The following is a 4,390-nucleotide window of genomic DNA, read 5'->3' as shown; positions in this document are numbered from 1 at the left end:
CGACGGGCGCGGGGGTCTCCTGCGCGGTCGGGGCGGAGCGCCACGGCGGAGCCGCGACGAGCCACACGACGAGGCCGATCACGAGCAGGGCGAGAAGCCCGGCCGCGAGACGGCGTCGACGGTAGACCGCCGGGGACTGCCTCCGCCTACGGGGGGCATCGGTCATGGTTCCAGGGTAGGCGCCCCGAGCGGGAGCCTTTCCCGCGGCGCGCGCGTTCAGCTCTTTGCCGGGTGCGACGACGCGGGTGCGATGACGCGGTCCGGGGGCGCCGCCGCGGGCGGAGACGGTCGCCGACGCCGGGCCGAGCGGGGTCGGTCAGAGCTGCTTGAGCATTCGCGTGTTGCCGAGGGTGTTCGGCTTCACGTGGGCCAGATCGAGGAACTCCGCGACGCCCTCGTCGGGGCTGCGGACGAGCTGCGAGTAGACGTCGGGATCGACCACCTGCTCGCCGATGGGGGCGAACCCCCGCCGGGTGAAGAAGTCGACCTCGAAGGTCAGGCAGAACAGCCGCGCCACGCCCAGCTCGCGGGCGCGGTCCTCGAGCACCTCGACGATCGCCCGGCCCACGCCGTGATGCAGCCAGTCCTCGTGCACGATGAGCGTACGGATCTCGGCGAGATCGTCCCACATCACGTGCAGTGCCCCGCAGCCGATGACCACGCCGTCGACCTCGGCGACGACGAACTGCTGCACCGAGCCGTACAGCACGACGAGGTCCTTGCCCAGCAGGATGCGCTTCTGGACGAACGGCTCGAGCAGTTCGTGGATGCGGCGGACGTCGGCGGTTCCGGCGGGGCGGACGACGAACGGCGCGGAAGAGGTCATCCGACAAGCGTACGCCGCAACGAGGAAGGACCCGGATGCCGTGGCATCCGGGTCCTTCATTCGCTAGGCGGTCAGCTGCCGGCGAGCGTGTCGGGGGTGGCGGCGATCTCGCCGGCCGTTCCGACCCCGATCGCGACCTTGTCGCCGCGCGGAGCGCTGTCGAAGGTGAACTGTCCGTTCTCGACGCCGACCTTGACGTGGTCGCCCGACTCGAGCTCCCCGTGCAGGATCTTCTCGCTCAGACGGTCCTCGACCTCGCGCTGCATGGCGCGACGCAGCGGGCGCGCACCGAGAGTGGGGTCGAACCCGATCTCGATCAGCTTGTCCTTGGCGTCGTCCGACAGCTCTACGGTCATGTCGCGGTCGAGCAGACGGTCGGCCAGACGCTTGACGAACAGACCGACGATCTGGCGCAGCTCGTCCTTGTTGAGCTGCGGGAACACGATCACGTCGTCGACGCGGTTGAGGAACTCGGGCTTGAAGTGCCGCTTGAGCTCCTCGTCGACCTTGCCCTTCATCCGCTCGTAGGACGTCTGAGCGCTGCCCTCGACCTGGAAGCCGACCGGTCCACCGGCGATCGCCGACGAACCGAGGTTCGTCGTCATGATGATCACGGTGTTCTTGAAGTCGATGACGCGTCCCTGACCGTCGGTCAGGCGACCCTCTTCGAGGATCTGCAGCAGCGAGTTGAAGATGTCGGGGTGGGCCTTCTCGATCTCGTCGAAGAGCACGACCGAGAACGGCTTGCGGCGCACCTTCTCGGTGAGCTGGCCGCCCTCTTCGAAGCCGACGAACCCGGGAGGGGCACCGAACAGCCGCGAGACGGTGTGCTTCTCGCCGAACTCCGACATGTCGAGCGAGATCAGCGCGCCCTCGTCGTCGAAGAGGAACTCGGCGAGCGCCTTGGCGAGCTCGGTCTTTCCGACACCGGTGGGGCCGGCGAAGATGAACGAGCCGCTCGGACGCTTCGGGTCCTTGAGGCCGGCGCGCTGACGACGGATCGTGCGCGACAGGGCGGCGATCGCCTCTTCCTGGCCGATGACCCGCTGGTGCAGGGCCTTCTCCATGAACATGAGGCGGCTGGACTCCTCCTCGGTGAGCTTGAACACCGGGATGCCGGTCGCCTGGGCGAGCACCTCGGCGATCAGACCCTCGTCGACCACCGCGTGCGAGGCGACGTCGCCGGAGCGCCACTGCTTCTCGAGGCGCAGGCGCTCCGCCAGGAGCGACTTCTCCTCGTCGCGCAGCGACGCGGCCTTCTCGAAGTCCTGCTCCTCGGAGGCCTGCTCCTTCTGCTCGCGGACCTTGGCGATCTTCTCGTCGAACTCGCGCAGCTCGGGCGGCGACGACAGGATCGACAGACGCAGGCGGGCGCCGGCCTCGTCGATCAGGTCGATGGCCTTGTCAGGCAGGAAGCGGTCGCTGATGTAGCGGTCGGCCAGGTTCGCGGCGGCGACGATCGCGCCGTCCGTGATCTGCACCTTGTGGTGCGCCTCGTAGCGGTCGCGCAGACCCTTGAGGATGTTGATCGCGTGGGGCAGGCTCGGCTCGGCCACCTGGATCGGCTGGAAGCGGCGCTCGAGAGCGGCATCCTTCTCGAAGTGCTTGCGGTACTCGTCGAGCGTGGTGGCACCGATGGTCTGGAGCTCTCCGCGGGCGAGGAGGGGCTTGAGGATGGATGCCGCGTCGATCGCGCCCTCGGCGGCACCGGCACCCACGAGGGTGTGGATCTCGTCGATGAAGACGATGATGTCGCCGCGCGTGCGGATCTCTTTGGTGACCTTCTTCAGGCGCTCCTCGAAGTCACCGCGGTAACGCGACCCGGCGATGAGCGAGCCGAGGTCGAGCGAGTAGACCTGCTTGTCCTTGAGCGTCTCGGGCACATCGCCCTTGACGATGGCCTGCGCGAGGCCCTCGACGACGGCGGTCTTTCCGACACCGGGCTCGCCGATGAGGACGGGGTTGTTCTTGGAACGGCGCGACAGGATCTGCATCACGCGCTCGATCTCTTTCTCGCGCCCGATCACGGGGTCGAGCTTGTTGTCGCGCGCGGCCTGCGTGAGGTTGCGACCGAACTGGTCGAGCACGGCCGAACCGCCCTGGGCGGCGCCCTGGGTCTGCTCTCCGGCTCCGGATGCCACGCCCGCGGGCTCCTTGCCCTGGTACCCCGAGAGCAGTTGGATGACCTGCTGGCGCACCTTGTTCAGGTCGGCGCCCAGCTTGACGAGCACCTGGGCCGCGACGCCCTCGCCCTCGCGGATGAGGCCGAGCAGGATGTGCTCGGTGCCGATGTAGTTGTGGCCGAGCTGCAGGGCCTCGCGCAGCGAGAGCTCCAGCACCTTCTTCGCGCGCGGCGTGAAGGGGATGTGGCCGGTCGGCTGCTGCTGCCCCTGCCCGATGATGTCCTGCACCTGCTCGCGCACGGCGTCGAGCGAGATGCCGAGGGACTCGAGCGCCTTCGCGGCGACACCTTCGCCCTCGTGGATCAGCCCGAGCAGGATGTGCTCGGTGCCGATGTAGTTGTGGTTGAGCATCTTCGCCTCTTCTTGGGCGAGGACGACCACACGACGGGCACGGTCGGTGAATCTCTCGAACATCTCAGTCCCTCCAGAAATGGGCTGACAGGCACGCCTCCGCGCGCCGTACATCGAGAGTAACCAGCGGCCGCGAGCCAGGGACCCGTGTTCGCCGTGGGCATACCGTCGCGACGACGGGTCTTGCGGAACCCAACGACTGTCGTTATGTTATCGAAAACCGATAACAACGATCATCGATAAGGAGCGATCATGGCCACCCCCGGACCTTCCTCGCGCATCCTCTCTCGCGGCGACACCGCCGGCATGCTCTTCTTCGTCGTGCTCGGCGTCGGCCTGGCCCTGTGGGCGGTGGTGCAGAGCACGGTGAACATCGTCGCCGCCCTGCCCAACCGCGACGTGCGGGTCGCAGCCCCCTTCCTCGACACGGTCGCCCAGGCTCCGCTCGGCCCCGACGGCGCACCCGTGAGCGTCGAACTCGGCAGCGGCGTCGTCGTCGCCCCCGAACTGCCGATCGCCTCACTCGGCGCACTCGTCATCGCGCAGGTGCTCTTCGCCGCGACGGTCGTGACCGTGGTGGTTCTGCTGCTGATCCTGGTCGTCGGCATCCTGCGCGGACGCATCTTCAGCCGTCGCCACACCACCCTCGTCTCGGCGGCGGGCGTCGTCTCGTTGGTCGGCGTCGCGGGCGTGCCGTTCTTCCAGAACATGGTCGCCAACGGCGCCCTCGCCTGGATCTCGGACCGCACCTACGAACGCGGACTCGTGCAGACCATCGACCTGCCGGTCCTCTTCGGCCTCGCATTCGTCGTCGCCCTTGCCGGGACGGTGTTCTCGGTGGGCGACCGTCTGCAGCGCGACACCGAGGGCCTCGTATGACGCCGGCGGGCGCGGATGACGGGCCCACCGGCATCCATTGCCGTCTCGACGAGCTGCTCGCCGCGCGGGGCATGACGCTCACGCGACTGAGCGAGCTGGTCGGCGTCTCGGTGGTCAACCTCTCGGTGCTCAAGAACGACCGCGCCCGCGC

General features: G+C 68.3%; 4 protein-coding genes. 2 read left to right on the top strand and 2 right to left on the bottom strand.

Annotated elements, in window-relative coordinates:
- Positions 1 to 316: 316 nt before the first annotated feature.
- Entirely contained in the window at positions 317 to 826 is a 510-nt protein-coding gene (locus tag DBR36_RS11995; RefSeq protein ID WP_108319684.1) for an amino-acid N-acetyltransferase, read from the bottom strand.
- 71 nt (positions 827 to 897) lie between these two features.
- Complete coding sequence (locus DBR36_RS11990) at positions 898 to 3,423, bottom strand: ATP-dependent Clp protease ATP-binding subunit (RefSeq protein ID WP_108319682.1); 2,526 nt, start codon at positions 3,421 to 3,423, stop codon at positions 898 to 900.
- A gap of 189 nt (positions 3,424 to 3,612) precedes the next feature.
- Here DBR36_RS11990 and DBR36_RS11985 point away from each other — a divergent pair, with 189 nt between their 5' ends.
- Both DBR36_RS11985 and DBR36_RS18405 read left to right on the top strand, forming a co-directional pair.
- Positions 3,613 to 4,239 (top strand): hypothetical protein, encoded by a 627-nt coding sequence (locus DBR36_RS11985; protein WP_108319680.1) that lies wholly within the window; start codon positions 3,613 to 3,615, stop codon positions 4,237 to 4,239.
- On the top strand, positions 4,236 to 4,390 hold a 155-nt coding region (locus DBR36_RS18405), incomplete at its 3' end, for a helix-turn-helix transcriptional regulator (RefSeq protein ID WP_108319678.1). The genes DBR36_RS11985 and DBR36_RS18405, both read left to right, overlap by 4 nt.

Origin of the sequence: Microbacterium sp. HMWF026 (genome assembly GCF_003061325.1) — a bacterium.
Taxonomy (GTDB): Bacteria; Actinomycetota; Actinomycetes; order Actinomycetales; family Microbacteriaceae; genus Microbacterium; species Microbacterium testaceum_E.
Note: the sequence above shows the minus strand (reverse complement) of the source record. Positions and strands in the feature narration are given on the sequence as shown.

Coding starts and splice junctions, on each gene's coding strand:
- DBR36_RS11990 (WP_108319682.1), bottom strand. CDS start 3,423: ATGTTCGAGAGATTCACCGACCGTGCCCGTCGTGTGGTCGTCCTCGCC.
- DBR36_RS11985 (WP_108319680.1), top strand. CDS start 3,613: ATGGCCACCCCCGGACCTTCCTCGCGCATCCTCTCTCGCGGCGACACC.
- DBR36_RS11995 (WP_108319684.1), bottom strand. CDS start 826: ATGACCTCTTCCGCGCCGTTCGTCGTCCGCCCCGCCGGAACCGCCGAC.